Source organism: Curtobacterium sp. MCLR17_032, assembly GCF_003234795.2.
In the GTDB taxonomy this organism is placed as follows: Bacteria; Actinomycetota; Actinomycetes; order Actinomycetales; family Microbacteriaceae; genus Curtobacterium.
Map to the genome: position 1 here is coordinate 1887159 of NZ_CP126268.1, position 26445 is coordinate 1913603.

At 71.6% G+C, this 26445-nt stretch carries 28 protein-coding genes and 1 tRNA gene; 5 read left to right on the forward strand and 24 right to left on the reverse strand.

The features are described from left to right. Nucleotides 1–109: 109 nt before the first annotated feature. The 6 genes from DEI97_RS08930 to DEI97_RS08950 all read right to left on the reverse strand — a co-directional run bounded on the left by DEI97_RS08930 (nt 110) and on the right by DEI97_RS08950 (nt 3006). Nucleotides 110–721: a pentapeptide repeat-containing protein gene (locus DEI97_RS08930; RefSeq protein WP_349814956.1), complete on the reverse strand. Its 612-nt coding sequence runs from the start codon at nt 719–721 to the stop codon at nt 110–112. A gap of 27 nt (nt 722–748) precedes the next feature. After that, nucleotides 749–1027 carry a hypothetical protein gene (locus DEI97_RS17725; protein ID WP_349814957.1) on the reverse strand — a complete coding sequence of 93 codons (279 nt, stop codon included), beginning with the start codon at nt 1025–1027 and terminating at the stop codon, nt 749–751. Nucleotides 1028–1060: 33 nt separating this feature from the next. Continuing rightward, entirely contained in the window at nt 1061–1477 is a 417-nt protein-coding gene (locus DEI97_RS08935) for a DoxX family protein (RefSeq protein ID WP_111073471.1), read from the reverse strand. 55 nt (nt 1478–1532) lie between these two features. Beyond that, nucleotides 1533–1967, reverse strand: a complete 435-nt coding sequence (locus tag DEI97_RS08940; protein WP_146248046.1) for a hypothetical protein — start codon at nt 1965–1967, stop codon at nt 1533–1535. 79 nt (nt 1968–2046) lie between these two features. After that, nucleotides 2047–2193, reverse strand: coding sequence for a hypothetical protein (locus DEI97_RS08945; RefSeq protein WP_181439117.1), 147 nt, complete (start codon nt 2191–2193; stop codon nt 2047–2049). Nucleotides 2194–2253: 60 nt separating this feature from the next. Continuing rightward, nucleotides 2254–3006, reverse strand: a complete 753-nt coding sequence (locus DEI97_RS08950; RefSeq protein WP_111073473.1) for a hypothetical protein — start codon at nt 3004–3006, stop codon at nt 2254–2256. Nucleotides 3007–3482: 476 nt separating this feature from the next. Between DEI97_RS08950 and DEI97_RS08955 the strand changes: the two genes are divergently transcribed. Beyond that, nucleotides 3483–3902: an arsenate reductase ArsC gene (locus DEI97_RS08955; protein WP_111073474.1), complete on the forward strand. Its 420-nt coding sequence runs from the start codon at nt 3483–3485 to the stop codon at nt 3900–3902. 36 nt (nt 3903–3938) lie between these two features. Here the strand turns inward: DEI97_RS08955 and DEI97_RS08960 are convergent, their stop codons facing one another. The 3 genes from DEI97_RS08960 to DEI97_RS08970 form a co-directional block, all read right to left on the reverse strand. After that, nucleotides 3939–4100 (reverse strand): hypothetical protein, encoded by a 162-nt coding sequence (locus DEI97_RS08960; protein ID WP_181439118.1) that lies wholly within the window; start codon nt 4098–4100, stop codon nt 3939–3941. Between the two features lie 114 nt (nt 4101–4214). Then, the gene (locus DEI97_RS08965; protein ID WP_111073475.1) at nt 4215–4667 is read right to left on the reverse strand and encodes an NUDIX hydrolase; all 453 of its coding nucleotides are present in this window, start codon (nt 4665–4667) and stop codon (nt 4215–4217) included. A gap of 5 nt (nt 4668–4672) precedes the next feature. Continuing rightward, the gene (locus tag DEI97_RS08970) at nt 4673–5434 is read right to left on the reverse strand and encodes an SDR family oxidoreductase (RefSeq protein ID WP_111073476.1); all 762 of its coding nucleotides are present in this window, start codon (nt 5432–5434) and stop codon (nt 4673–4675) included. Between the two features lie 195 nt (nt 5435–5629). Between DEI97_RS08970 and DEI97_RS08975 the strand changes: the two genes are divergently transcribed. Next, nucleotides 5630–6103 (forward strand): NfeD family protein, encoded by a 474-nt coding sequence (locus DEI97_RS08975; RefSeq protein ID WP_111073477.1) that lies wholly within the window; start codon nt 5630–5632, stop codon nt 6101–6103. Beyond that, nucleotides 6100–7263 carry an SPFH domain-containing protein gene (locus DEI97_RS08980; RefSeq protein WP_111073478.1) on the forward strand — a complete coding sequence of 388 codons (1164 nt, stop codon included), beginning with the start codon at nt 6100–6102 and terminating at the stop codon, nt 7261–7263. Before DEI97_RS08975 ends, DEI97_RS08980 begins: the two co-directional genes overlap by 4 nt. Before the next feature lie 70 nt (nt 7264–7333). Here the strand turns inward: DEI97_RS08980 and DEI97_RS08985 are convergent, their stop codons facing one another. From DEI97_RS08985 to DEI97_RS09025, 9 genes are all read right to left on the reverse strand, one after another. Further along, nucleotides 7334–7684, reverse strand: a complete 351-nt coding sequence (locus DEI97_RS08985) for an RNA polymerase-binding protein RbpA (protein ID WP_111073696.1) — start codon at nt 7682–7684, stop codon at nt 7334–7336. A gap of 121 nt (nt 7685–7805) precedes the next feature. After that, nucleotides 7806–9380, reverse strand: coding sequence for an apolipoprotein N-acyltransferase (gene lnt, locus DEI97_RS08990; RefSeq protein ID WP_258376614.1), 1575 nt, complete (start codon nt 9378–9380; stop codon nt 7806–7808). Between the two features lie 32 nt (nt 9381–9412). Continuing rightward, on the reverse strand, nt 9413–11848 hold the full coding sequence (locus DEI97_RS08995) for a DEAD/DEAH box helicase (protein ID WP_111073479.1): 2436 nt from the start codon (nt 11846–11848) through the stop codon (nt 9413–9415). Then, nucleotides 11845–12597 (reverse strand): twin-arginine translocase subunit TatC, encoded by a 753-nt coding sequence (tatC, locus tag DEI97_RS09000; RefSeq protein WP_111073480.1) that lies wholly within the window; start codon nt 12595–12597, stop codon nt 11845–11847. Before tatC ends, DEI97_RS08995 begins: the two co-directional genes overlap by 4 nt. Before the next feature lie 94 nt (nt 12598–12691). Beyond that, nucleotides 12692–13663: a helix-turn-helix transcriptional regulator gene (locus DEI97_RS09005; protein WP_111073481.1), complete on the reverse strand. Its 972-nt coding sequence runs from the start codon at nt 13661–13663 to the stop codon at nt 12692–12694. Continuing rightward, entirely contained in the window at nt 13656–14738 is a 1083-nt protein-coding gene (locus tag DEI97_RS09010; protein WP_111073482.1) for a helix-turn-helix transcriptional regulator, read from the reverse strand. Before DEI97_RS09010 ends, DEI97_RS09005 begins: the two co-directional genes overlap by 8 nt. A gap of 30 nt (nt 14739–14768) precedes the next feature. Beyond that, complete coding sequence (locus DEI97_RS09015) at nt 14769–15716, reverse strand: FKBP-type peptidyl-prolyl cis-trans isomerase (protein ID WP_111073483.1); 948 nt, start codon at nt 15714–15716, stop codon at nt 14769–14771. A 42-nt stretch (nt 15717–15758) separates the two neighbouring features. Next, nucleotides 15759–16931 carry a tRNA (adenine-N1)-methyltransferase gene (locus tag DEI97_RS09020; protein WP_258376615.1) on the reverse strand — a complete coding sequence of 391 codons (1173 nt, stop codon included), beginning with the start codon at nt 16929–16931 and terminating at the stop codon, nt 15759–15761. Next, nucleotides 16928–17701, reverse strand: coding sequence for an HAD family hydrolase (locus tag DEI97_RS09025; RefSeq protein ID WP_258376616.1), 774 nt, complete (start codon nt 17699–17701; stop codon nt 16928–16930). The genes DEI97_RS09020 and DEI97_RS09025 overlap by 4 nt, the downstream gene beginning before the upstream one ends. Nucleotides 17702–18115: 414 nt before the next feature. Here DEI97_RS09025 and DEI97_RS09030 point away from each other — a divergent pair, with 414 nt between their 5' ends. Further along, complete coding sequence (locus DEI97_RS09030) at nt 18116–19048, forward strand: proteasome assembly chaperone family protein (protein ID WP_111073484.1); 933 nt, start codon at nt 18116–18118, stop codon at nt 19046–19048. Between the two features lie 119 nt (nt 19049–19167). Here DEI97_RS09030 and mshC read toward each other — a convergent pair whose 3' ends face one another. From mshC to DEI97_RS09045, 3 genes are all read right to left on the reverse strand, one after another. Continuing rightward, a complete protein-coding gene (gene mshC / locus DEI97_RS09035) occupies nt 19168–20406 on the reverse strand; it encodes a cysteine--1-D-myo-inosityl 2-amino-2-deoxy-alpha-D-glucopyranoside ligase (protein WP_111073485.1) in 1239 nt (412 codons plus the stop codon). Then, nucleotides 20403–21230: an undecaprenyl-diphosphate phosphatase gene (locus DEI97_RS09040; RefSeq protein WP_111073486.1), complete on the reverse strand. Its 828-nt coding sequence runs from the start codon at nt 21228–21230 to the stop codon at nt 20403–20405. The genes mshC and DEI97_RS09040 overlap by 4 nt, the downstream gene beginning before the upstream one ends. Nucleotides 21231–21294: 64 nt before the next feature. Then, on the reverse strand, nt 21295–22593 hold the full coding sequence (locus tag DEI97_RS09045) for a M20/M25/M40 family metallo-hydrolase (protein ID WP_111073487.1): 1299 nt from the start codon (nt 22591–22593) through the stop codon (nt 21295–21297). 166 nt (nt 22594–22759) lie between these two features. Here DEI97_RS09045 and DEI97_RS09050 point away from each other — a divergent pair. Further along, nucleotides 22760–22845, forward strand: a tRNA-Leu gene (locus DEI97_RS09050). Nucleotides 22846–23171: 326 nt separating this feature from the next. Here DEI97_RS09050 and DEI97_RS09055 read toward each other — a convergent pair. The 3 genes from DEI97_RS09055 to DEI97_RS09065 form a co-directional block, all read right to left on the reverse strand. Next, nucleotides 23172–23771, reverse strand: coding sequence for a hypothetical protein (locus tag DEI97_RS09055; protein WP_258376617.1), 600 nt, complete (start codon nt 23769–23771; stop codon nt 23172–23174). Further along, nucleotides 23768–24907 (reverse strand): zinc-dependent alcohol dehydrogenase, encoded by a 1140-nt coding sequence (locus DEI97_RS09060; protein WP_111073488.1) that lies wholly within the window; start codon nt 24905–24907, stop codon nt 23768–23770. The genes DEI97_RS09055 and DEI97_RS09060 overlap by 4 nt, the downstream gene beginning before the upstream one ends. Nucleotides 24908–25090: 183 nt before the next feature. Beyond that, nucleotides 25091–26419 (reverse strand): NAD(P)/FAD-dependent oxidoreductase, encoded by a 1329-nt coding sequence (locus DEI97_RS09065; RefSeq protein ID WP_111073489.1) that lies wholly within the window; start codon nt 26417–26419, stop codon nt 25091–25093. Between the last annotated feature and the right edge of the window lie 26 nt (nt 26420–26445).

The window sequence follows — 26445 nt, forward strand, 5'->3', positions numbered from 1 at the left end:
GACGAGCGGTCGTGAGCCGACGACGGACGGGAGGCCCGTGGCGGATCCGCCACGGGCCTCCCGTCCGTCGGTCTGGTCGCGGTGCGTCGTCGGTCTGCGGTGGTGCGGGTCAGGTCGCCCAGTGGGACGGTCGCTGGAACCCGTCGTCGAGGCGGGTCCGTGCGTCGCCGCGTGCCGCGTTCACCTGCATCTGGGTCAGGTAGACCGCGCCCCGGAGGTCGGCACCGGACAGGTCCGCGTCGCGGAGGTCCGCGCCGATGCACTCGCACCGGCGGAGGTCGGCACCCGTCAGGTCGGCGCCGATGAGGAGCGCTCCGCGGAGGCTCGCACGCCGAAGGTCCGCCCGCTGCAGGTCGGCGCCGAGCAGGTCCGCGCCCGGGCCGACACGCAGACGGCCGATGCGGCGGTCGTCGCTCGTCGTGGCACGGACGCGGCCGGTGTGCTGGGCACCGGCGTTCCGGGTGTGGGCGTCACGGGTGTGGGCGTCCCGGGCGCGCGCCTCCCGACTCGCATCGAGGAGGAGCGGCCGGGCGGCGTCGTACTCCGCGTCCACGTCCACCGCCAGCAGCGTGTCCGGGTCCGCGTCGCTGAGGGCGCGGACCCGGTCGAACCGGTTCGTCAGCGCCGCCGCTGCCCGGGCGTCGTCGGAGATGGTGATCGCCTCGTCCAGGTACCGGAGCAGCTCGTGCAGCCGCCGGACGACGGGGAAGACCGCGAACATGGCGTCTCGAGTGGCAGTGTCGTTCCGTCAGGACCGCCCGGCGAACGTGTGCCGCGACACCTTCTGCCCGGCACCCGAGCAGTCGAACACCGTGCAGCCCCGGAAGCCCTCGGCCCGCAGGCGCGGGTGGATCGTGCACCCGTCGGTGGGGTCGAGGTTGTCGCAGGGGTCGCCGGCGTCCTTGTCCACCGGGAAGTCCACCGACCGGGTGAAGGCCAACGCGACGCAGCAGAGGCCGAAGCAGTTGGCGCAGTCGGCGCCGAGGTCCTCGCGGCGACCGAGGGTGACCCGGGTGCGTGTCGTCATCGCGGACGAGGCTAGCTCACCGCGAGGGGCGGCTCAGCGGCGCTTGCGGAGCGCGTTCGTGGCCCAGAGTGCGACGGCGATGAGCACCGGCTGGAACAGCAGGCGGACGAAGCGCTTGGTGTCGGTGTCCAGCCCGAAGCCGTCGCGGTGGTGCATCCACTGCGCGATGTTGCCGGGGAAGATCGCCGTGAAGAACACTGCAGCGACCCAGCCGACCGTCGCCTGACGACGGACGAGCAGCATGAGGGCGGCGCCGAGCGAGATCTCGGCGATGCCGGAGGCCAGGACCGTGACGTCGGGGTCGAGCGGCACGAACTTCGGCACCTGGGCGCGGAACTCCTCGCGGGCGACGGTGAGGTGGCTGATGCCGGCCCAGGTCATCGTCGCACCGAGCAGGATGCGGACGACGGTGCGGGGGACGGAGGAGCGGGAGGAACGGCGACGGGACATCGGTTCAGGTGCCTTTCGGTGGTGGGGGAGCGGGACGGGAAGGAGGTGGACCGGGTCAGTGCGCCCGGAGCACGCGGTGGCGGCGGACGAGCTCGAACACGACGACGGTGCCGATCACGGCGAGGAGGCCCGCGCGCGAGCGGCCACGGGTCCCGCGCACGGCGGCGGCGAGCCCGGCGAGGGTCAGGCCGACCGCGGCAGCGGTGCCGGTGGTGACCGTGCCGTCCTCGACGTCCGCTCCGACGCGGACCGCACCGAGAGCGGTGGCAGCCGCGGCTGCAGCGGCGCCGACCACTCCGGTGCGGGGGAGCAGCGTGCCGGAGGCGACCTCGAGCAGCGGGACGAGGACCGCGTGCGGGAGGCCGGGTGCGAAGCCGCGCTCCGCCATCCGGCTGGCGCGCTGACCGAGCGGCTCGGTGACGAGGGCCGCCGTGCCGTGCGCGGTGAGAGCGGCGCCGACTGCGCTGGTGATCCTGCTGCGTGCAATCATGTTGCGCACAACCTAACACGTGGTCCCGTCGAACGGCCGGGAGGCCCGTGACGGAGTTGCCACGGGCCTCCCGGCCGTCTCACTGGTCGCGCTCCTGCGTGACCTCAGGGGAGAGGCCGAGGATCGCGGCGGCCCCGTCGTAGGTCCGGTCCTGCAGGAGGCAGAGCTCGCGGAATTCCCGGTCGGGGGAGTCGAGCGCAGCGATCTCCGCCTGCACCCATCGCAACTGCTGTGCGGCCTCGTCGGTCCCGATGCGGGAGGTGGGAGACGGAGCGCTCTGGCCCGGTCAGCGGGAGATCGACCGAGCAGCGAAGGCGACGAGCGGTTCGAACGGACGGACGACCACGCCCTGCGCGAAGGTCTTCCAGGGCGAGTACGTCGACCCGTTCGTACCGGACTGGCCTGCGTACAGTGGTCGCCGAGGGAAGCTGCTGACATCGACTGCGCCGAGCGTGCGGGCGAGACGGACACGCGCAGCGACCGTGTGCTCGATCTCGATGCGCCGGGCGTAGTCGACGTCGTCCGCGGCGGGGAGCAGGACGGAACGCCACGTTCCGACCGTGCCGCCCACGACGCGCGTGTCCGAGTGGGAGCCGTCGACGCGGGTCCGCAACCGCACCGTGCGTGACGGGAGCACTCCGAAGACCTGCTCCGGATTCGTGACCACCAGACGGCCCGTCACCTTGTACACCGTGTCGTCCTCGCGCAGCCTGAGCTGGTCGAGAGCGTGCCGGATCGCCGACCACTCGATGTAGCCGATACCACGGGCGATCACCTCGGTCGAGGGCGAGTAGTTGACGAATCGCGCGAGCGCACGGTCTGCATCGTCCAACTCGCCGATGAAGGTGGCACGATCAGCGCCGCTGGTCTCGACGACGATGATCTCGGCTCGGAGGGCCTTCGCCGTCTCGACCCACTTCGCCAGGGCAGACCGGTACTGCGAGAGTCGGACCGCGGGGCTCACGACAGCGAGCTTCGTCGTGGTGTTCGGCCGCACCGTTGCGGTGAGGAGGAGGAACTGTCGCGGGCGCTCGGACACGGGATCTCCTGACAGACGTGAGCGGAAAGGCACGGAACAGGATGACAGTAGATATCTAGCATGTCAAATACGCGCACTGATCGAGGGGCGGGGCGCCGGTGTGATCACGGCTCCGCGCAAACTCGGACTGACATAATATGCATTATCGGCGCACAGCTCGGGGCTGCCGGACCCCGCCCAGCACGGCCTGACGCTCCGGCGCGGCGGTTCACGACGGCTGCGCCCAACAGAAGCCTGCTGGAACCACGGGAAGCCGCGGTTCGGACGAGCATCTGTTGTGCGGCGCACGCTACGGCTGCCGGACCCTGCCCAGCCCGGCCTGACGCTCCGGCGTCCCGGTTCAGCACGGCTGCGCCCAACAGAAGCCTGCCGGAACCACGGGATGCCACGGTTCGGACGAGCTTCTGTTGTGCGGCACCCGCCAGGAACGCGGCACGCGCCGACCGAGACCACCGCCGGTCCGGCAGGATGGGCGCATGAGCGACGCACCAGTACAGCCCGCCCGCCGTCCGGCCGTCCTGTTCGTCTGCGTGCACAACGCCGGCCGCTCGCAGATGGCAGCCGGGTTCCTCCGCGCGATCGCCGGCGACCGCGTCGACGTGTTCTCCGCCGGGTCCGAACCCGCCGACCAGGTGAACCAGGTCGCGGTGGCCGCCATGCAGGAGGTCGGCATCGACATCGTCGGCCAGACCCCCGCGATCCTCACCACGGACGCCGTCCGGCACGCCGACGTCGTCGTGACGATGGGCTGCGGCGACGCCTGCCCGGTGTTCCCCGGCAAGCGCTACGAGGACTGGGAACTCACCGACCCGGCCGGCCTGCCCCTCGAGGACGTCCGCCCGATCCGCGACGACGTCCGCGGACGCGTCGAACGCCTGGTGTCGACACTCGTCTGAGTGCCGTCACCAGGCGTCCGGCGTGGTGTGCGAGCGTCAGTTCGAGGCGTCGTCCGACGTCGTCGGGACGTCCGAGCTGTCGATCTCGAGGGCTGCGTGCTCCCCGCCCTGCTCGCCGACGGTGGACTGCTCCGTGTCGGGCTGCTCGGGCTCTGCCTGCGTGGTCTCTTCTGCCGGATCCGGCTGGCTGTACGTCATGGACGCGACGCTACGCCGACGACGGCGTGTCGCTCGCAGGGACGGACCGGGCACCGGACGGACCGTCGGACTGGAGGCCCGTGGCGGCCTGGCACCGCGCCTCCCGGCTCGTGGTCAGTCGCGGTGGCGACGCACCAGGTCCGGCAGTTCCGCCGGTTCGAAGGGCTCGTCGGTGGCGTCGAGCTCGTCGGCCGTCCACCAGCGCGACGCGAGGATGTCGACCCGCTCGTCGTCGGTCCACTCGGCGTCGGACAGGGCGAAGCCGGGCGTCCGGACCACGTAGAACTCGGCGTGCCCACGGTCGTGGTCGGCCTGGTCCCACTCGACGGCGAAGTCCCACGACCAGACCGGCTCGCCGGGTTCCTCGATGACGATGCCGGTCTCCTCGCGGAGTTCGCGGATCGCGGCCTCACGGTGCGACTCCCCCGGGTCCACGCCGCCGCCCGGCGTGATCCAGCGGTGCGCGCCGTCGGACGACGGCGCGTTCGTGTCCATGAGGAACACGCGCCCCTCGGGGTCGAGCAGCAGGATGCGGGAGGTCCGGCGCAGGCCGGGTGCGGCGGTCACTTCGATCAGGCCGTGAAGGAGTTGACGTCGCCGACGAGCTTGGTGTGGTCGGCGGGGATCGGCTCGACCGCGGCGAGGGCGATCTCGGCCGCGAACTCGGAGACGCTGTAGAGCTTGCCGACGGCGTCCCGACGGCCCTCGATCGCGCCGGGGTTCAGGCGGTTCAGCAGGGTCGCGGTGATGGTGCCCTCGATCATGTCGCCGGAGACCGTGACGAACTCGATGCCCGCCGCCTCGAGCTGGGGCAGGAGCTCGCGGAGGGCGAGTTCGCCGGCGCGCTTGCTCTTCGCGACCGGGACGTACTCGGGCATGGTCTCGGCGGTCTCGACGAAGTGGGCCTGGTGGCTCGTGACGAAGACGACGCGCGAGCCGGAGGGCATGTGCGGCACCGCGGTCTGGAGCATGTCGACCTGGGCGTCACGGTTCAGGCGGAGCGCGTAGTCCTCGCCCATCCCGGACTCCATGCCGCCGGAGGCGTTGAGCACGAGCAGGTCGATGCCGCCCCACTCGGCGACGACCGCGTCGACCATGGCCTGCACGGAGTCGTGGTCGGTGAGGTCGGCCTGCAGGGCCAGGGCCGCTCCCCCGGCCGCGACGACCTTCTCGACGATCTGCTCCGCACGACGGGCCTTGTTGCGGTAGTTGACGACGACCTTCGCGCCGGCCTCGGCCAGGTACCCGACGGTGTCCGCGCCGATGCCGCGGGAGGAGCCGGTGACGAGGGCGCGCGTGCCCTCGAGGGATCCGGGGGCGAGGGGGCTGCTCACAGTGCTGTCTCCTGTCGTGGGGCGGCGCCGGTCCTGGTCGTCCCGGGCGGCATCGAGCCTAGCAAGCGTGCGCCCGCCACCACCCGAGCCGGTCGGTGCCACCTGCCGATCAGTGGTCGCTGATACGTTGGACGCAACAGGACCGGACATCGCGATGCTGCGAAGGCCGTGCGCGATGCAAGGGAGGGAGATCGCGTGAACGTCTCGGATTGGACCCAGGTGATCGTGTGGATCGCGCTGGTGCTCGTGTTGGGGGTGGTCGAGGTCTTCACCCTCGACTTCATCTTCCTCATGCTCGCGGCCGGCGCCGCCGGCGGGTTGATCGCCGCGTTGCTCGGCGCCCCGTGGTGGCTCAGCGCGATCATCGCCGCGGTGCTCGCACTGCTGCTGCTCGCCGTCGTCCGTCCTCGTGTGCTGCAGGCGCTGAACCGCGGTGCCGACCCGCACCGCACCGGCGTCGAGGGGCTGGTCGGCATGGCCGGCACGGTCGCCCTCGCGTTCACACCCTCCGCCCCCGGTCAGGTCCGCCTGGCCAACGGTGAGACCTGGAGCGCCCGGTTCACCGCCGGCGCCGTCGACCGCACGCCGCCCCTCGGCACGCGCGTGGTCGTCGAGTCCATCGAAGGCTCCACCGCCGTCGTCCGCATCGAACAGAAGGCAGCCCAATGACGCTCTCCACCGGGACGGTCGTGCTCATCGTCCTGATCGTGGTCATCGTGATCTTCGTGATCACGGTCCTCGCGAAGGCCATCCGCATCGTCCCCCAGGCCACCGCCGGCGTGGTCGAACGACTCGGCAAGTACCACAAGACCCTCACTCCGGGGTTAAACCTGCTGGTGCCGTTCATCGACCGGCTCCGGCCGCTCATCGACATGCGTGAACAGGTCGTCTCGTTCCCGCCGCAGCCCGTCATCACCGAGGACAACCTGGTCGTCTCGATCGACACGGTCGTCTACTTCCAGGTCACCGACGCCCGCGCCGCCACCTACGAGATCGCGAACTACCTCGGCGCCGTCGAGCAGCTCACGACCACCACGCTCCGCAACGTCGTCGGTGGCCTGAACCTCGAAGAGGCACTGACCAGCCGCGACAACATCAACGGCCAGCTCCGCGTCGTCCTCGACGAGGCGACCGGCAAGTGGGGCATCCGCGTCGGCCGAGTCGAGCTCAAGGCCATCGAGCCGCCCGTGTCGATCGTCGACGCGATGGAGCAGCAGCTGCGCGCCGAGCGGAACCGTCGTGCGGCGATCCTGCAGGCCGAGGGCACGAAGCAGTCCCAGATCCTCGAGGCCGAGGGCCAGCGACAGGCGGCGATCCTCGGTGCTGAGGGTGACGCGAAGGCCCAGGTCCTCCGGGCCGAGGGTGAAGCGCAGGCCATCGCGACCGTGTTCGACGCCATCCACCAGGGCGACCCGGACGAGAAGCTGCTGTCCTACCAGTACCTGCAGATGCTCCCAAAGATCGCCGAGGGCAACTCGAACAAGCTCTGGATGATCCCGAGCGAGTTCACCGAGGCGCTGTCCGGCATCGCGAAGGGCTTCAGTGCCCAGCGGACCGGTTCCGGTGGGTCGGCGGCCGGTGGCGCTGCCGGATCGGACTTCCTGTCGCGGATCTCGAAGCTCGCCGACGAGAGCCTCGCCAACACCCAGGCACGGGACGGCGCCGGAAGCTCCGGCTCCCCCGCGGCCGACGCCTCCGTCGCGGACATCGTGCCGCCGTCGGAGCTCGACGACCGCCTGGCCCAGTCGGACCGCAGCATGGGTGAACGACTCTCGGCCGCCGAGAGCGAAGCCGACGCCGCATTCGGCACAGACCCCGCTCGCGACTGAACCGACTGACGTCGGACACGACGACGGCCCGCTCCCCTGCTGGGGAGCGGGCCGTTCTCGTCTGTTGCGGCTAGGCGCCGCGACGGGCCCGGAGGACCTGGAGACGTTCCTCCAGCAGTTCCTCGAGCTCTTCCCGGGAGCGCCGCTCGAGCAGCATGTCCCAGTGGGTACGTGGTGCCTTGACATCCTCGGCAGCGATCTCAACGGGCTTGCCGTCCTCGCCGAGGAGACGCCCCTCCCAACCGCTCCGTGGGTCCGACCACACCTGCGGGACCTCGGCGTCGGCGGAGAACACCACGTCGAAGGTCTCCCCCGATGCCGCCTGGTAGACGGCGCGCTTCCGCTCGGAGAGCTCGACACCGTCCTCGCTCTGGAGGCTCTGGCTCCCGAGCCGCATGCCTCGGAGACTCCGATCAGCCATGTCCGACTCCTCTCGCTCGTTCCCCCGGTCCAACCCACACCACCCGGGTTTCGTTCCGGTGGGGCTGCATTCACAGTCCCTTCCCAGTGCGCGGGGTCCGATCGGCACCCGCAGGACGGCGTCAGCGGTGCCGTCGACGCCAGGGAGCGCAGGCCAGCAGCACGAGCAGCCCGCCGAGCGACAGCACCAGGGTGACGTCCCCGGACGCCACGGTGGCGGGCGTCGTCGAGGTGCCGAGCGGAACGTCGGTCACCATCGAGGTCGCCGTGTACGCGGGCACCCGGTCGATGGTGCGACCGTCCGGCTCGATCACCTGGGACGCCCCGACGGTGGAGATGTTGACGAGCGAGCGTCCGGTCTCGACCGCCCGCATCCGCGCGATCTCGAGCTGCTGCAGGTTCTCGTCGGTGCCGTCGAAGTCCGCGTTGTTCGTCTGCGCCAGGATCACCTGCGCTCCCCCACGGGCCAGGTCGGCGGTCAGCCCGTCGTCGACGACGTCGAAGCAGATCATCACGCCCGCCCGGATGCCCGCGACCGGCAGCACGTTCGGCTTCGTCCCCGGCGTGTAGTCGCGCTGCAGCAGACCGATCAGCGACGGCGCGAGCTTCGAGTAGAACCAGCGGTCCGGCACGTACTCACCGAACGGCACCGGGCGCTTCTTGTCGTAGGAGGCCTGCCAGCCGTCCGCACCCCAGACGAACGAGGTGTTGTGCAGCACGCCCGACGAGGTCTGCGTCACGGCTCCGGCGACGATCGGCGCGCCGACGCTCTGCACGACCGCGTCGAGCGCTCCGGCGATGACCGGCTCACGGCGTGGGTCGTACTCGGCGCCCGCCTCGGGCCAGACCACCAGGTCCACCCCGCGGGCTTCGACGTCGGTCGCGGCGACCTGGGAGCGCAGGACGTCACCCGGCTGCGCGCGGTCGAAGTAGCCCGCCGGACCGTTGCCCTGCACGGACTCGATCCGGACGGTGCCGTGGACCGCGGTCGGCCACGCGGGTACGGCGAGCACCGCGGACACGAGCAGTCCGGCGGTCGCGATGCGGATCGGCAGCCGGACACCGCTGACCAGCCCGAGCGACACCACCACGGCGACGCAGTACACGACGACGAAGCTCAGCCCGAGCACGCCGACGTACGCGGCGAGGTGCGTGAAGGGACCCTGCGACTGCGACAGGCCCACCCGACCCCAGGCGAACCCGCCGTAGGGCCAGCTGCCGGAGAACCACTCGCGTCCGGTCCACAGTGCGGCCACCACGGCCGGGAGGCCCCACACCCGCCCGGCGGTCGAGGTCACCACCCGCGGGACCCACCGGTACGCCAGTGCGATCGCGACCGTGCCGAGGGCGAAGAGGGCCGCCTCGAGCAACGCCAGCGCGAACCACGGCACCGGGCCGAGGTACCGCCCGGCCCAGGAGATCGCCGGCACCCAGAACACGGCACCGGCGAGCAGGCCGAGCCAGGACGCCCGACGGGCACGCTGCCCCATCGCCGCGAGCAGCAGGCAAGCAACGGCGGGGTAGGCCAGGAACCACCAGCCGGGCGACGGGAACGACAGGGCGAAGAGCAGGCCACCGATCACCGAGAGGGGCACCGACTGTCCGAGCGGCAGCGCGGCGAAGACGGGTGCCGTACCCGGCACGTCCGGCGTCGACGGCCCGTGCGCATGCCGGACGCCCGCCCGCGTCGGGCGCACGGCTGTCCCGAGGACCGTCACCGGGCCTCCCGTCAGACCGTCGCGTACGCGACGATGCCGCGGCGGACCGCGTCGGTGGCACGACGTGCGACCTGCGCCAGGTCGGGGTCGCCGGCGTTGCGGATCTGGTCGAGGAGGTCGATGACCTGCTTCGACCAGCGGACGAAGTCACCGGCGGCCAGGTCGAGCGAGCGCAGGACGTCGTCGAGCGCTGAACCGGACGCCCAGCGGAACATGCCGAGTGCGATGGCCGGGGTCGGCGGCTCGGAGCCCGCCAGTCGGGCGTCGCGCTCGACGTCGTCCAGGCGCGACCAGATCGTCAGCGTCTCGTCGAGCGCCGGACGGAACGCGCCACGCGGGACGGCGTGCTCGGTGCCGGGCGCGTCCTCACGACGCGGCTGGTAGACGATCGTCGCTGCCATGCCGGCCAGCTGCGCGGGCGTGAGGTCCTTCCAGACCCCGGCCTCCAGGCACTCGGCGACCAGCAGGTCGCGGTCGCCGTAGATGCGCTGCAGGCGCCGACCACCGGCGGCCACCGTGACGTCACCCTGCGCGTCCTGCACCAGGTACCCGAGCGCCAGCAGCACGTCGGTGACCCGGTCGAACGTCGTCGCGACCGCTCCCGTGCGCGAGCGGATCTGCTGCACGAGCTTGTCGTTGGTGCGCTTGAGCTTGTACCAGCGCTCGGCCCACCGGGCATGGGCCTCGCGGTCCGGGCAGGCGTGGCAGGGGTGGCGCTGGAGCTGGCGTCGGACCTCGCTGATCGCGGCCTGGCGCTCCTGACGGGCGCCGTGCGACGCCTCCCGACCGCCGGGGACGTTCGTGCGCTCGAGGTCCGAGAGACGTCGGCGGAGCGCCGCGTACTCGGTGAAGTCGCCGAGGTGGCACTGCATGGCGTCCTGGTACCCGTCGAGCGACTCTTGCTGCGAGCGGACCTTGCGGGCCAGGTCGACGACCGAGCGGTCCGCCTGGAACTGCGCGAACGAGGTCTCGAGGACCTCGCGCGTCCGGTCGCGGCCGAACTGCTCGATGAGGTTGACCGCCATGTTGTACGTCGGCTTGAACGACGAGTTGAGCGGGTACGTCCGACGACTCGCGAGCGAGGCCACCGCCTGCGGCTCGAGCCCGTCCGTCCACTGCACGACCGAGTGGCCCTCGACGTCGATGCCACGGCGACCCGCACGGCCGGTGAGCTGGGTGTACTCCCCCGGCGTGATCGGCACCCGTGCCTCGCCGTTGAACTTCTCGAGCTTCTCGAGCACGACGGTGCGCGCCGGCATGTTCACGCCGAGCGCCAGGGTCTCGGTGGCGAACACGACCTTCACGAGCTTGCGCTGGAACAGGTCCTCGACCACCTCCTTGAAGGCGGGCAGCAGGCCGGCGTGGTGCGCGGCGACGCCGCGTTCGAGGCCCTCGAGCCACTCCCAGTAGCCGAGCACGGCCAGGTCCTCGTCGAGCAGCGTGCGGCAGTGGTACTCGGCCGTCTCGCGGATCTCCCGACGCTCGTCGGCCGTCGTCAGGGACAGCCCGGAGCGCACGACGTGCCGGACGCCCTGGTCGCAACCGTTGCGGCTGAACACGAAGAAGATCGCCGGCAGCAGCATGCGCTCGTCGAGCATCTTCGCGATCTGCTCGCGGTGCACCTTCTCGGTGCGCGGGCCGCGACGCTCGGGGAACCCGCCGCGACCGCGTCGGCCGCGGGGACCGCCGGACCCCCGGGAGGCACTGCCCACCAGACGGAGCAGCTCCGGGTTGACCCGGTTGGTCGCCGCCGCACCCGACGAGTCGAACAGGTCGACCATCTTGTTGCCGACGAGGACGTGCTGGTCGAGTGGCACCGGACGGTCCTCGGACACGATGACGTCGGTGTCGCCGCGGACGGTCTGCAGCCAGTCGCCGAACTCCTCGGCGTTGCTGACCGTGGCCGACAGGGAGACCAGCCGGACCTCGGTCGGCAGGTGCAGGATGACCTCTTCCCAGACCGCCCCGCGGAACCGGTCGGCAAGGTAGTGCACCTCGTCGAGGACGACCCAGGCCAGGTCGTCGAGCAGGTCCGAGTCGGCGTAGATCATGTTCCGCAGGACCTCGGTCGTCATCACGACGACGCGGGCCCGCGGGTTGACGTTCGTGTCGCCGGTGAGCAGCCCGACCTCGGTCTCGCCGTAGGCCTGCACGAGCTCGGCGTACTTCTGGTTGCTCAGCGCCTTCATCGGCGTCGTGTAGAACACCTTCGCGGTCGGCTGCCGCATCGCCAACCAGATCGCGAACTCGGCGATGATCGTCTTGCCGGCGCCGGTCGGCGCGGCCACCAGGACGCTCCGGCCCTGGTCGACGGAGTCGCAGGCCGCGAACTGGAACGGGTCGAGGTCGAAGCGCAGGTCGGTCCGGAACAGCTCGAGGTTCCGCGAGCGTGAGCGGACCTTCGCGGCGGCGAACCGCTCGGCGGGGCTGAGGCTCGTCTCGGTCACAGGCCGTACTCCTCGTCGAGCTTCGCCTGGCGCTTCGCCACACGGCGGTCGTGGATCCACGTGACCAGGCAGGCCGCGAAGTACAGCACGACCATCGGGATCGCCAGGATGAACATCGACAGGATGTCCGCCGACGGGGTCACCAGGGCGGTGAAGATCAGGATGAGCACGATCGCGACGCGCCACGAGCGGATGATCGCCGCCGCCGACAGCACGCCGACGAAGTTCAGCAGCACCAGGAACACCGGCAGCACGAAGGCGATGCCGACCGCGACGATGAGCTTGATGACGAAGTCGTAGTAGGCCTTCGCGTCGACGATCGAGGTGTCCTGGGCGGAGACGAAGCTGCCGAGGATCCCGACCACGTGCGGCAGGACGTACCAGCCGAACGCGCACCCGGCGAAGAACAGCGGGATCGCGGTGCCGAGGAAGCCCCAGACGTACTGCTTCTCACGCCGGACCAGGGCCGGGACGATGAACGCCCAGATCTGGTAGAGCCACACCGGACTGGCGATGACGACACCGATCGTGATCGCGATCTGCAACCGCAGGTCGAACGCACCGGTGATCATCGGGAAGTTGAGTTCGGCCGTGTGACCGCCGACCCGGGCGAGCTGCGTCACCGGGGACCGGAGCGAGTCGAGCACGAACGGCGTGAGGAACCAGCCGCCGATCGCGCCGACGAGGACCGCGATGACCGCCTTGAACAGACGGTTGCGCAGCTCGATCAGGTGCTGACCGAGGGACATGCGGCCTTCGGGCTCCTTGGGACGGCGCCCTTGCCGCTTCCCTCGCCCGCTCGCGGTCGTCGAAGCCATGCCCCGATCCTACGGCAGCGCTCCGTCAGTGGATGTCGAGCGCGGCCGCGGCGAAGTCGTGCACGGCCTGGCGGGCCGCCGGCGGGTCGAGCACCACGGCCCGGCCCGGCAGCCCGGCCACCAGGCGCACGACCCCGTCGAAGCCGGCGGACGCGGCGAGCCGGATGCGCACCCGTCCGCCGCCGTCGGGGGCGTCCGCGGTGTCGGCCAGGAAGTCGGCGACCAGCGGCAGCGACGAGCCGTCGAGCTCCACGGTCACGATGACGTCCTGGGCACTCTGCTGGAACAGCGTGTCCGGCAGCACGACGTCGTCGAGCGTGCGTTCCGCGGACCGGTCGTCGACGCGCACGCCGGACATCCGGTCGAGTCGGAACGTCCGGACGGCGGCGCGGTCGAGGTCCCAGGCGCGGAGGTACCAGTCCGCGTCGATCGACTCCACCCGCAGCGGGTCGACCCGGCGGGTGCTGCCCTGCGTCCGCGGGCCGGCGTAGTCGAACCGCAGGCCGCGGCGACCGGACATGGCCTCGCGGATGACGGTCAGGGCGGCGTCGTGCAGGTCCTGGCCGACGGCGACGTTGCCCGAGGCGCCACCGGCACCGCGGGACAGCTTCGCCATCAGGGCGCGGATCGCGTCCTTGTCGGCGGCCTCGGGCAGCGCCGAGAGGTACTGCAGGCCGGCGATGAGCGCCGAGGCCTCGCGGGCGGACAGCCGCGGGGCGTCGTCGATCGCCACGAGGTTCGTCAGCACGATCATGTCGTTCTGGTCGAAGTCGTCCCAGGCGATGTCGAACAGGTCGCCGTGCTGGTACTGCATGGTCTCGCCGGGGACGCCGGAGACCGCGATCAACTCGACGGCCCGACGGATCCGGGACTCCGGGACACCGAAGTGCCGGGCGGCCTCGGACACCGAGACGCGCTCCCGGTCGATCAGGTACGGCACCAGGGCCAGCAGGAAGGCGAGCTTGTCCTGTGCCTGCAGCGGTTGCGCGTCAGCCATGCGTCGCTCCGTCGTTCCCCGTGGTCTCGTCCGCGGCACCGAGGTCGGGCGCGCCGGTGTGGTCCTCGACGAGCACCCGGAGCCGGTCCACCACACGCTGCCGCAGGTCCTCGGGTTCGACGACGCGGACCTCGGGCCCGAAGGCGGCCAGTTCCTCGGCCAGGATCTGCGGGTCGACGTGGTGGATCACGAGTTCGCCCTCGGTCGTCGAGGTCGTGTCCCGGCGTCGGGTGAGTCGGCGCTCGGCGTCGGAGCCCGGGCCGACGTGCACCGTTGCGGTGCGCTCCGCCCAGACGCGGTCGAGCCCGGCCAGTGCCCGCTCCCCCGCGTCGGCGGGCGCCGGGTGCTGCCCGACCTCGTACTGGGTCACCGGACCGACGATCCGGGCGAGCAGGTAGTTCTTCTCGGAGTCGGTCGCGAACTCGTGCGCCGCGAGCATCCACCGGCCACCGTGCTGCACGAGCGCCAGCGGGGCGAGTTCGCGGACCCGGGCCTCGTGGTGCCCGGGCGTGATGTACGAGAACCGCACGGCGGCCGCACGGTCGAGGGCCGAGCGCAGCGGCTCGAAGGCGGCGTCACGGGTGCGCAGACGCGGCGCGTAGGCACCGATGGCGGCGGCACCGTCGCCCGCGTCGTGGTCCGACCCGTCGTCGTCCGACCCGGCCGAGCGGACCTTGAGCAGCCCGCGGCGGGAGTCGGCGGAGAGCGCACCCTCACGCCACGCCATCGCAGCGAGGGAGAGCAGTGCGGACTCGTCCGGGGTGAACCGGACGTCGAGCGGCAGGTCGTACTCGCCCTTCGGGATCCGGTACCGCAGCGTTTGGTTGTTGCCCGCGGCGCCCGGCGTCTCGATGGTCTCGAGCGGGATGCCGAGTTCGCGGACGTCGTCCTTGTCCCGCTCGAACTGACGCTCGAGCGAGGCGTTGTCCCCGCCGGTGCTGTAGCGCTGTCGGTAGCCCTGGACGTTCGCCAGGATCTCGGACTTCGTCAGCCCGGACTCCGTCGACAGGAGCGCCAGGACCAGGCTGAACAGCCGTTCCTCAGCGGGCACACGGGGAGCACGAGTGGTGGGCACGTGCCGATCCTACGCAGCCTGCGGTGCGCGTCAGCGCGGCATCACGCCGAGCACGTCGATGACGTACGCCGACGCGGACGCGGACCCGGACGCGGCACCCTGCTCGTGGTCGATCGCCAGGACCTGGTCGCCGACGTGACGACCGAGGAGCGCCTTGCGGATGCCCTCGGCGATCTGGCCCTTCGCCAGCGGCAACGGCTGCGCGCCGGAGCCGTCGGTCCAGCTGGAGCCCACGACGGCAGAGTCGGCCGTGCTGCTGCCCCACGAGACGGCGGTGTACTTGACGACGACCGTGTCCTTCGCGGTGAGCGTCGCACCGTCGCCCTTGCGGAGCAGGTGCTGCACGTTCTCCTTCGGCGCCGACCACGAGGGGATCGTGATGCCGGGCGCGCCGTTCGGAGCGAGCACGACGGCGGGCATGCCGTCGCCCGCCAGCTGGGGCGTCCCGGAGGCACGTGCGTCGAAGGCGCGCTTGACGTCGATGACGAAGACGGCGGAGTCCTCGGCCTTCGACGACGTGGAGCCCGAGTCGGCGGTGGCGGCGGTGCCGGAGAGTGCCGACTTCGGCATCACCACGGCGAGGCGGTCGCCGACGCGCGAGCACTCGAGCGCCTTGCCGAGCGCGCCGCCGTTGGTCGAACCGGCCGTCAGCGGTGCGGTGCTGCCGGTGTAGCCGGTGGTCTGCGCGACCGCTCCGGTGGCACCGTCGACGAGCGTGTACTCGAGCAGCACGGGGGTGCCGTCACCGATCGTGCGGCCGTCGCCCTGGCGGAGGACCGAGACCTGGGTGCCGCGGACGGTGAGACCGGCGGGCACGTTGACCTTCGGCTCCGAACCGAAGGCGCCCTTCGCCGTCACGGACTCGGACGCGGCGCCGGAGGGGGCGCACGTGCCGGCCGTTCCGGCCCCGGGCGTGGCGCACGCGGTCAGCGACGCGAGGAGTCCGATGGTGACGACGAGTGCGGGGATGGCGCGCACGGATCCTCTTTCCGGTCGATGCAGGACGGGCACGGGGGAAGCCTACCGGTCGCCGTCGGAGGGGTCGGACGCCGCCGAGGCCGCTTCGGCAGCGGCGACCTTGCGGGCCTGGGCAGCCGCCTGGCGGGCGACCTTCCGGAGCTTCTTGTCGCTGGCCCCGCGCTCGCCGACCGCGCCGGGCGTCCAGGCCTCGACGTCCTCGTCGGAGAACTCGGCCTTGCCGGCACGACGCTTGAGGTTCGGCAGGACGACCCCGTCCGCCAGACGACGGGCGGTGATCAGGAAGCCGGTGTGCGCGACCATCCGGTGGTCCGGACGGACTGCCAGGCCCTCGACGTGCCAGGTGCGCACCAGGGTCTCGCTGGACTGCGGGTCGGTGAAGCGTCCGGTGTCGCGGAGCGCCTCGGCGGTGCGGGACAGCTGCGTCACGGTCGCGACGTAGCAGACGATGAGGCCGCCCGGAGCGAGCGCGTCCGCCGCCTCGTCGACGCACTCCCACGGCGCGAGCATGTCGAGCACGACGCGGTCGATGCTCTGCGGCTCGACGGCCTCGGGCAGTTCCTCGACCAGGTCGCCCACGGTGACGGACCAGTTGTCGGGGACGGCGCCGAGGAAGGTGCCGACGTTGCCCCGGGCGATCGCGGCGAACTCCTCGCGACGCTCGAAGGACTGCAGGCTGCCGGTCGGGCCGATGGCGCGGAGCAACCAGAGCGACAGGGCACCCGAGCCGACGCCGGCCTCGACCACTCGAGCGCCCGGGAAGACGTCCGCGAAGGCCACGATCTGGGCCGCGTCCTTCGGGTAGACGATCGCGGCACCGCGGGGCATCGACATCACGTAGTCGTTCAGCAGCGGGCGGAGCGCCAGGTACTCATCGCCGGTGCTGGCACGGATGACCGAACCGTCCGGCTGCCCGATGACGTCGTCGTGGGCGAGCATGCCGCGGTGCGTGTGGTAGACCACGCCGGGCTCGAGCGACAGTGTCGTGAGCTTGCCCTTGGGGCCGGTGAGCTGCACCCGGTCGCCGGCACGGAACGGCCCGCGGGGCGGGGTGTGCGGGGCGCCGCCGGCGGTGTGCGGCAGCTCCGCCTCCACGGCGGAGACGGTGTGGTCGGCCGCACCAGCGCCGTGCGCTCCGGCGTCCGGCGCTCCGGCGTCGTGCGCACCGGTGTCGTGCGCACCGGCATCCGGCGTCGTGGTCGTGTCGTTGCTCATCGCGCATCCCCTTCGGTGACGGGGGCCGGCGTCGGGTCGGAGGCCGGGCCTCCCTGGCGTTCGGCGGCACGCGCGGTGAGCGCCGGACCGGTGAGTTCGAGCAGGCGGTCGACGTCGACGCCGCTGAGGGTGGTGAGGTGCACGTCGCCGGCGCCCTCGGCGATCGGCACGATGTGCTCGACCGCGACGGTGACGGCACCCGAGGCGCGGGCCGAGGCGACGCCGGTGGCGGAGTCCTCGATCGCGATGCAGGCGGTGGGCTCGACGCCGAGCTGCGCAGCGGCAGCAAGGTAGGCGTCCGGGTGCGGCTTCGGACGGTCCACGTCGTCGCCGGCCACGACGACCCGGAAGCCACGGGCGCCGAACGCCTCGGCCGTCACGAGCGCCATCGTCCGCCGGGACATCGTCACGAGGGCGGTCGGGACGCCGCGGTCGTGCAGTTCCTCGACGAGTTCACGGGCGCCGGGACGCCAGGGCAGGTCGTCGCCGTGCAGGCGTTCGACCACGTAGTCGGTCATCCACTGGACGATCTCCTCGACCTCCATGTCGACGCCCTTGTCGCGGAGGATCTCCCCCGAGCGCTCCAGGCCGCTGCCGACCAGGGACAGACCGTCCTGGTGGGTCCACTCGGCGCCGTACCGGGCGGTGAGCACGACCTGCGACTCCTGCCAGATCGGCTCGGTGTCGATGATCGTGCCGTCCATGTCCCACAGCACGGCATCGGGCAGCACGCTCGTGGGCTGGGCGGGGGCAGGGGGTTGCGCGGTCACGGGCGACGAGTCTACCGGCGACGCCGTCCGGGGCGGTCCGGTGGTGCCTGCGGCGCCGTCGAGCGGTCAGGACACCCCGCATCACCTCCGCCGAGTGGTCACGGACCGTCGCTCTGGAGGCCCGTACCCGACAGGTCGTGACCGGTCGCCGCCGCCGGGCGGGCGCGTCGGACACCCCCGTACCCGACAGGACGTGACCGGTCGCCGCCGCCGGGCGGGCGCGTCGGACACCCCCGTACCCGACCGGACGTGACCGGTCGCCGCCGCCGGGCGGGCGCGTCCGACACCCCGGCGACGGCAGCGCAGCACGTGGAGGGCGGCAGGCCGACGGCGGGACTATCGTGGATGCCTGATCGTGTCCGGTCGGCGCGCGCGCGAGCGCGGCGGACCACTCCACCACCAGGAGGCCCTGCCGTGCCACAGCACTCCCCCTTCAGCGACGGACGGCTCCTCGTCGTCGCGTTCGAGGGCTGGAACGACGCGGGAGAGGCCGCGAGCGGTCTCGCCCGCCGCATCGTCGACGCGCTCGAACTCTCCGAGCTGCGGGAGATCGACGGCGAACGCTACGTCGACTACCAGTTCAACCGGCCCGAGGTCGGCTTCGACGACGAGGGCGAACGTGGCGTCCAGTGGCCCCGGATCGTCCTGCACGGGCCGAGTGCCGAGGGTCGCCCGGTGATCGGTGCGACCGGCGCCCCGACCGAGCGCGACGTCTTCGTCCTGGTCGGCCCCGAGCCTTCCCGCACGTGGCGCGGCTTCTGTGCCGAGGTCATCGACCTGGCCGACGTCTACTCGATCGACGCCGTGGTGTTCGTGGGCGCGATGCTCGCCGACGTGCCGCACACCCGCCCGATCTCGGTGTTCGTGTCGAGCGAGAACGCGACCGTCCGTGCCGCGTTCGACGTGGACAAGTCGACGTACGAGGGCCCGACCGGCATCCTCGGGGTCCTCGCCGACTCGATGGACAAGGCCGGACTCACGACCCTGTCGCTCTGGGCGTCGGTGCCGCACTACGTGCACAACGCCCCGTCGCCGAAGGCCACCCTGTCGCTCCTCGACAAGATGGAGGAGCTGACCGACGTCACCGTCCCGCGCGGCACCCTGCTCGACGACGCCGCGCAGTGGGAGGAGGGCATCGACGCCCTCGCCTCGGACGACGAGGACATGGCCTCGTACATCGGGCAGCTCGAACAGGCGCGGGACACCGTCGACTCCCCCGAGGCGTCCGGCGACGCGATCGCGCAGGAGTTCGAGCAGTACCTCCGGCGTCGCGAGCACAAGGACGGCAAGGACGGCAACGGCGCGGCCGGCGAAGGACCCTGGCGTCCGCCGCAGCCGCCGCAGTAGGCGTGAGCCGCGTCGGGGACGCGAGCCGCACCACCACGAGCACCTGACGGACGGGAGGCCCGGGACCAGCTGGTCCCGGGCCTCCCGTCCGTCAGCGGTGCGCCGGTGACGGCTCTGCGTCAGCCGATGCGGATGCCGAGGAGTGCGTCGACCAGGTCGACGAGCTCCGGCGTCGCCGATGTGCCGGCGGCGATCGCGGTGTCGACGACCGCAACGGCACCGGGCGTGTCGAGGTCGTCCGCGACGCGGGCCCGGAGGCGTCCGACCACGTCGGCGGCGGACTGCTCGCCGTCAGTCCGGGCGGCCCAGGCATCCCACGACGCGAGACGGCGCTCGGCGTCCTCGAGGTCCCCGTCGAACCACTCCCAGTCGTCCGAGTACCGGTGCGACAGCAGCGCCAGGCGGATCGCCCGCGGGTCGGCGCCGTCGTCGAGGAGACCCCGGACGGTGACGAGGTTGCCGAGCGACTTCGAGATCTTCGTGCCCTGGTAGGCGACCATGCCGGTGTGCACGTAGGCGTTCGCGAGCGGCTGCTGGGCGAGGGCCGCGGCGTGACCGGCGCTCATCTCGTGGTGCGGGAAGACCAGGTCGCTGCCACCGCCCTGCACGCTGATCGGCAGACCGAGACGGTCACCGGCGATCACGCTGCACTCGATGTGCCAGCCGGGGCGTCCGGGGCCGATCTCGGTGTCCCAGCTCGGCTCGCCCTGGCGCTCGGCACGCCACAGCAGCGGGTCGAGCGGGTCGCGCTTGCCGGGGCGGTCGGGGTCGCCCCCGCGTTCGGCGGAGAGGGCGAGCATGGTGTTGCGGTCCAGGCGGCTCTCGTCACCGAGCGTCCAGACGTCGTTCGCCCGCTGCACGTCGAAGTACAGGTCCTCGCCGTCGGAGTCGGGCGTCGGCACGGTGTAGGCGTAGCCGGTCTCCTCGAGGTACGCGACGGCCTCGGCGACGCGGTCGACCTCGTCGGTGACGGCCACGTAGTCGTCCGGCGGCAGGACGCGCAGTGCCTCCATGTCGCGGCGGAACAGGTCGATCTGCGAGGCGGCGAGCTCCTGCCAGTCGACGCCGTCGCGGGTGGCGCGCTCGAGCAGCGGGTCGTCGACGTCGGTCGTGTTCTGGGCGTACTGCACCCGCAGGCCGGCGTCGCGCCAGACCCGGCCGAGCGTGTCGAACGCCAGGTAGGTGGCAGCGTGGCCCAGGTGTGTGGCGTCGTAGGGCGTGATGCCGCAGACGTACAGGGCTGCACGGTCGGCACCGCGGGTGGGGTCGACGGGCTTGCCGGTGGCGGTGTCGTGCACGACCGGGCGGGGCCCGTTGCCCGGGACCTCCGGGACGGACGGAGTGGACCAGGCCCTCATGCCTGCACCACCCCGGACGACAGGAGCACGATGAGGACGATCCCGAGCAGGATCCGGTAGACGACGAACGGCATGAAGCTCCGCTTGCTGATGTAGTTCATGAACGCGGCGATGACGACGAAGCCGACGACGAACGCCACCACGGTCGCGATGAGGGTGTCGGCGAGGCCGAACGGTGCGCCGGTGTCCCCGAGGCTCGTGGCGGCCTCGTACAGGCCGGACAGGAACACCGCGGGGATGGCCAGGAGGAACGCGAACCGTGCCGCGGCCGGCCGCGTGTAGCCGAGGGCGAGCCCCATCGACACGGTGGCGCCGGAGCGGGAGACGCCCGGCACGAGGGCCAGGACCTGGGCGAGGCCGATGAGGATGCCGCCGCCGAAGGTCATCTGCTCGATCGGACGGACCTTGCGGCCGACGCGGTCCAGCACGCCCAGGACGACGCCGAAGACGATGAGCACGATCGCGACGATCCACAGCGACCGGAAGGTGGTCTCGATGGTGTCCTGCAGGAGCAGCCCGACGACGCCGATCGGGATCGTGCCGATGATCACGAGCCAGCCGACGCGGACGTCCGGGTCGTTCCGCGGGACCTTGCCGGCCAGCGCACCGAACCACTTCCGGACGATCCGGACGATGTCCTTCCAGAAGTAGATGAGCACGGCCGTCTCGGTGCCGAGCTGCGTCACCGCGGTGAAGGCCGCGCCGGGGTCCTGCGCGTCGGGCAGGAACAGCCCGACGATGCGCAGGTGGGCGCTGGAGGAGACCGGCAGGAACTCCGTCAGCCCCTGGACGAAGCCGAGGAAGATCGCCTCGAAGATGTGCACGTGTGCGGCCTTTCGCCGGTGCTGGACTCGGTTGTGCCGTCACCGACGACGACCATGCACGGTATCAGTAGGTCGCGAACAGGTCTCCGAGGACGCGGCGACCGAACGCCAACGACGCGAGCGGGACACGCTCGTCGACCCCGTGGAACATCGCCGGGAAGTCGACGCCGGCCGGCAGCTGCAGCGGCACGAAGCCGTACCCGGCGATGCCGAGCCGCGAGAGCGCCTTGTTGTCGGTCCCCCCGGACAGCAGGTACGGCAGCACCGGGGCGCCCGGGTCGTGTCGCTCGAGGACGTCCCGCACGGCGTCGACGAGCGGGCCGCCGAAGTCCTGCTCGAGCCCGACGTCCTGGTGGGTCATCGTCACCGCGACGTCGTCGCCGGCCAGTTCGCGCACCCGGGCCAGGACGGCGTCCTCGTCGCCGGGCAGGCAGCGGATGTCGACGAGCGCCGTCGCCTGGTCCGGGATCACGTTGTGCTTGTACCCGGCGCTGAGGACGGTCGGGTTCGTGGTCGTGTGCAGGGCCGCGTGGATGAACCGGGCGGCGGAACCGGTGGCGAGGGCGACCTCGTCAGGGCCAGTGGCGACCGGGTCGACGCCCAGGAACCGCGCGACCTCGGCGACCATGGCGGTCGTCGTGTCGGACAGCCGGACCGGCCACTCCTCGCTGCCGATCCGAGCCACGGCGGCGGCGATCTTCGTGACCGCGTTGTCCTTGATGACGTGCGAGCCGTGCGCCGCCGTGCCGCGCGCGGTGAGCTTCACCCACATCAGGGCCTTCTCGCCGGTCTGGAGCAGGTAGGCGCGCCGGTCCCCGAGGGTGATCGAGTAGCCGCCGACCTCGCTGATCGCCGCCGTTGCACCGTCGAAGACCTCGGGGTGGGTGTCGACGACGTGGTGTGCGCCGAGGACCCCACCGGCTTCCTCGTCGGCGAAGTACGCGATCACCAGGTCCCGCTCGGGAGCACCCTGCTGCTCGATGACGTCCGACAGCGCGGTCAGCATCATCGCGTCCATGTTCTTCATGTCGACGGCGCCGCGGCCCCAGAGGGAACCGTCGCGCACCTCGCCGCCGAACGGGTCGACGGACCAGTTCTCCGGGTCGGCGGGGACGACGTCGAGGTGCCCGTGGACGACGAGCCCGGGCTTGCTGCGGTCACGACCCGGCACCCGGGCGACGACGCTGACACGGTCGGGTTCGGACTCGAACAGCTGGGTCGTCAGCCCGAGGCCCTGCAGCGCCGACTCGACGTAGTGCGCCGCCTCGGTCTCGCCGCGGGACTTCCCCTCACCCCAGTTCGTGGTGTCGATCCGGATGAGGTCCCGCGCGATCGCCGCGGTGCGTTCCAGCTCGGACGTCATGGTGCAACGCTACCGGCGACGGGCACGCTCCCCTCGCCGCGCCCGGGATGCGCAGCCGTGTTCAACGGGCGTTCACACCCGTGCTAGTGTCTTCTCTCGGCAGGAACGCCGGGGAAACCCGGCTGAACGGCCCGATGCCAGCACCAGTTGCTCGGTGTCACACCCAGTCCGGGTGGCGGAATTGGTAGACGCGCTAGCTTGAGGTGCTAGTGCCCGTATTAGGGCGTAGGGGTTCAAGTCCCCTCTCGGACACGCAGCACCGGCTCCTCGGAGCAGATGCTCGAACACTTGTGTTGAGACAAGCGGCGAACGGCCCTCCTTCGGGAGGGCCGTTCGTTTTTGTGCGCCCGGCGGCCGCGCGCGTCCCGTCGTTCACGCACAGCGACACGGCACGCGGCGCAGCACGCGAGCGATGTCGCCAGGCGCGAAACGCGCCGCGGCCCGCGGCGGACGGGAGGCACGGCCCGCGCCCGCCAGGCGCCTCCCGTCGTTCGCGCCCAGCGACACGGCACGCGCCACGCGACCCGAACCGTGTCGCCAGGCGCGAAACGCGCCGCCGCGGCCGCGGCCACCCGACGTCAGCGTCGCGCGCGACGCACCACCCACACCGCGACGCCACCGATCAGCAGGTACGGCCACATCGTCACGACGGGGTCGAGCACCCCGTGCCGCCAGTCCCGTCGCGACGAGCCGACACGTGCGCCCACCGGGCTGTCCGCCCGCTCGGCCGCGATGCCGGTCTCCGCGACGATCCGGTCCGGCCGTCCGCGCAGCGCGTCCGTCACCCGGTTGGTGGCCACGTCGAGCCGGTCGCCGACGACGAGCAACATCCAGTGCGGCAGGCGCCCCTCGCTGAACCGCCGGTAGGCGTACCACTTGACGACCCCGGCGAGGCCGGACAGCGGCTGCGCGGTGCCGAACACCGGCGTGACGTGGGCGTGCTCGATCGAGCGTTCGCGGCCCTCCGCACCCGGCTGTGTCTCCGGGCGGACCCATTGCGCCCCGGTGGCCGAGCCGGCCTCGCGCGACAGCTTGGGCACGCTCGGCCGGTCGGCGAGGTCCAGGTCACTCCCCCACCCGGGGATCCGCGCCCGCAGCTCGTCGGCGCTCGGCACGTCCTTCGCCCGGTCGGCGACGTACGGCATGTGGTCGGTCAGCTCCTGGTCCTTCCTGCTCACGGCACGATCACCGGCTTGATGCACCCGTCGAGCTTCGACGAGAACAGGTGGTAGGCCTCACCGATGTGCTCGAGCGGGATCCGGTGCGTGATGACGTCACTCGGCTTCAGGTGCCCGGCCTGGATGTGCTCCAGCAGCCGCGGCCACTGGCGCTTGACCGGCGCCTGGTTCATGTGGATGGTGACGCCCTTGTTCATCGCGTCGCCGAACTTCACCAGGCTCGGGATCGGCCCGTACGCACCCATCGCCGAGACGGTGCCGCCCTTCCGGACGCCGTCGATCGCCCAGTTGAGCGCGACCGGGGACCCGCCCTGCATCTTCAGCTTCGCGCTCGAGACGTGCATGAGGAAGTTGCCGTCCGCCTCGGCACCGACCGCGTCGATCACGCTGTCCGCGCCGAGGAAGTCGGTCTGCTTCTTCATCTCGAGCACGACGTCGTCGACCTCGGCGTAGTTGATGGTCTCGGCGTGCGCGAACTCGCGGGCCTTCTGCAGGCGGTACTCGAGCTGGTCGACGACGATCACCCGTCCGGCTCCCATGAACCAGGCCGACTTCGCCGCGAACAACCCGACCGGCCCGGCGCCGAGCACGACGACGGTGTCCCCTTCGCGGATCGAGGCGAGCTGCGCGCCGAAGTACCCGGTGCCCAGGGCGTCCGTCATCAGCAGGGCGTCCTCCGGGTCCAGCCAGTCCGGGATCACCTGCGGCCCGACGTCGGCGAACGGCACGCGGACGCGCTCCGCCTGGCCGCCGTCGTAGCCGCCGGTGGTGTGCGAGTAGCCGAAGATGCCGCCCACCGCGGTGGCGTTCGGGTTCACGTTGTGGCAGTTCGTGAACAGGCCTCGGGCGCAGAACCAGCAGGTCCCGCAGGAGATGTGGAACGGGACCATCACGCGGTCCCCCACGCTCAGTGTCTCGACAGACGACCCGATCTGTTCGACGACGCCGATGAACTCGTGGCCGAAGGTGTGGCCGACGCGGGTGTCCGGCATCATGCCGTGGTACAGGTGCAGGTCCGACCCGCAGATCGCCGCCCGTTCGACGCGGATGACGGCGTCGTTCGGGTGCTCGATTCGGGGGTCGGGCTTGTCCTCGACGCGGACCCGGTACGGCCCGCGGTAGGTCATGGCACGCATGGCGCTCCTCTCACTCGTGGCGTCCACGGTGACGCCGGGCAGGTGGGAGGCGGTCCAGGGCCGCGTTCGGTGTCCAGTCGCGCCGGCAGGCCGGTGCCGGACCGGCACCACGACGGACGGGAGGCCCGGTACCAGCTGGTACCGGGCCTCCCGTCTGCAGGCAGTCGCGTCGGGACGCGCGCGCTAGCTCTTCGCCGCGTCGACGAAGGTGCGACGCGGGTCGGTCTCCTTGATGAGGGAGGTCGCGTCGCGGCCGGACACGGCACCGGTGACCCAGCCGATGACGATGCGCGCCTTGCGGTTCAGCGTCGGCATCGCGTACACGTGGTACGCGCGGTGTGCGAGCCAGGCGAGCAGGTTCGTCATCTTGATGCCCTTGATGTTCGCCGCGCCCTTGGCGACACCGTACGAGGCGACCGTGCCGATGGACGGGTGGCGGTACTCCGTGAGCGGCTTGCCGGTGATCGTCGCCACGATGTTGTCGGCGACGACGACGGCCTGACGGACGGCGTTCTGGGCGTTCGGCGGGTAGTACGCCGGCTGCTTCTCGGCGGTCAGGTCGGGGACCTGCGCGACGTCACCGAGGCCCCAGACACCCTCGACGACCTCGTGGGTGTCCTCGGCCTCGACCTGCAGCTTCGCGTTCGCGGCGAGGTGGCCCTTCGGTCCGCGCGGCAGGTCGGTGGCGTCGAGGAGCGGGTTCGGCTTGACACCGGCGGTCCAGACGAGCAGACCGGTGGCGAACTCGTCGCCGTCGGACAGCTTGACGACGCCGCCCTCGCAGCTCGGCATGGTGGTCTTCAGGCGGACGTCGATGCCGCGGGCGCGGAGGGACTCGAGGGTCCACTTCGACAGCTCCGGGCCGACCTCGGGCGCGACGCGGTCGAGCGCGTCGATGAGCACCCAGCGGGGCTGCTCGCCGGCGAGCGACGGGTACGTGGCGATCGCGGCCTGGGAGACGTCGAACAGCTCACCGATCGCTTCGACGCCGGTGTAGCCGCCGCCGATGAAGATGCTGGTGAGGAGACGACGACGCTCGTCCTCGTCACGGGTGGCGGCGGCCTTCGCGATGTTGTCGAGGAGCTTCGCGCGGACGTATGCGGCTTCCTCGACCGTCTTGAAGCCGACGCCGACCTCGTCGAGGCCCGGGGTCGGGAACGTGCGGGTGACCGAGCCGAGGGCCACGATCAGGTGGTCGTAGCCGAGGGTGCGGTCGTCGCCGCCGGCCGTGGCGACCGCGACGGTCTTGTCGGCCGAGGAGATCCCGGTCACCTTGCCCTGGATGACCCGGGTCTTGCGGAGCGCGCGTCGGAGTTCGACGGTGACGTCCTTGGGGGCGATGTGACCGCCGGCGACCTCGGGCAGGAACGGCAGGTACGTGTAGTACGTGTTCTGGTCCACGAGGGTGATGCGCATGGGCACCGTGGCGGCGTGCTTCTGCAGCTGCTTGACGGCGGTGTAGCCGGCCGAGCCGCCGCCGAGGACGAGGACGTGAGGGATGGAGTCTGCCATTCCTCCGGTCTACCCGATCCTGCCCG